Here is a 749-nt window from a genome sequence, read left to right as displayed (position 1 = left end):
CATCCGCAACAGTTGGGGCGCGCCGAGTATCTGAACTGCGATGCGACCTTCTCGATGGTCCCGGAGGACGGTGCGCCCAGGAAGTTCTCCGGCTACATCGAGCGATTCTCGACGATCCAGACCACGAAGGACTTCACCAAGTACCGTGTGGTCTTGAAATCGCACCTCGGACGGCTTGCCGCGGTCACCACGACCCAGATCTATCAGCACCTGTCGACGCCCGACATCATGGCGCAGGTCATGCGCCGTCACGGCCTCAGACCCGAGCAGTACTCGTTTAAGCTCAGAAGCCAGTACCCCAAACATTTGTTCCGCTTCCAGTACAAGGTCGACGACCTGTCCTATCTGCGGATGCTCATGGAGAAGGCGGGTATTTACTCCTATATCGTCGAGACCGAGCACGGCGACCAGGTGGTCTTTGGCGATGACATCGACCACTACATCTACAACCCTCAACTGATCGTGCCGTACCGCGAAGCGGCCGGGCTCGAAGCAAGTGGCAGGGAGGCGGTGACGTCGCTTAAGACGCACACGGTCACCGTGCCGCAGTCGTTTCTGGTCGCAGACTACAACCCTGAAGCGGCGTGGGAAAGGTTCAAGGATAGCGCCAACATCGCGCCGCAGGACCCGACCACCTACGGTCAGCCGTACATCTACGGCACGCATCACCTGGATCAGCAGGGTGCGAAGTGGGAGGCGCAACTTCGCCACGAGGCGGCGATCGCGCGGCAGGTGGTATTCGAGGGCGA

The 749-nt window shown here is 60.3% G+C and carries 1 protein-coding gene; it reads left to right on the top strand.

Annotated elements, in window-relative coordinates; genetic code table 11:
• A partial coding sequence (locus tag QCE48_RS31670; RefSeq protein ID WP_309794489.1) for a phage late control D family protein occupies positions 1 to 749 on the top strand: 749 nt, incomplete at both ends.

The organism is Caballeronia sp. LZ024 (assembly GCF_031451455.1).
GTDB classification, from domain to species: Bacteria; Pseudomonadota; Gammaproteobacteria; order Burkholderiales; family Burkholderiaceae; genus Caballeronia; species Caballeronia telluris.
The sequence above is the reverse complement of the archived record's forward strand: the minus strand, read 5'-3'. Positions and strand labels throughout refer to the sequence as shown.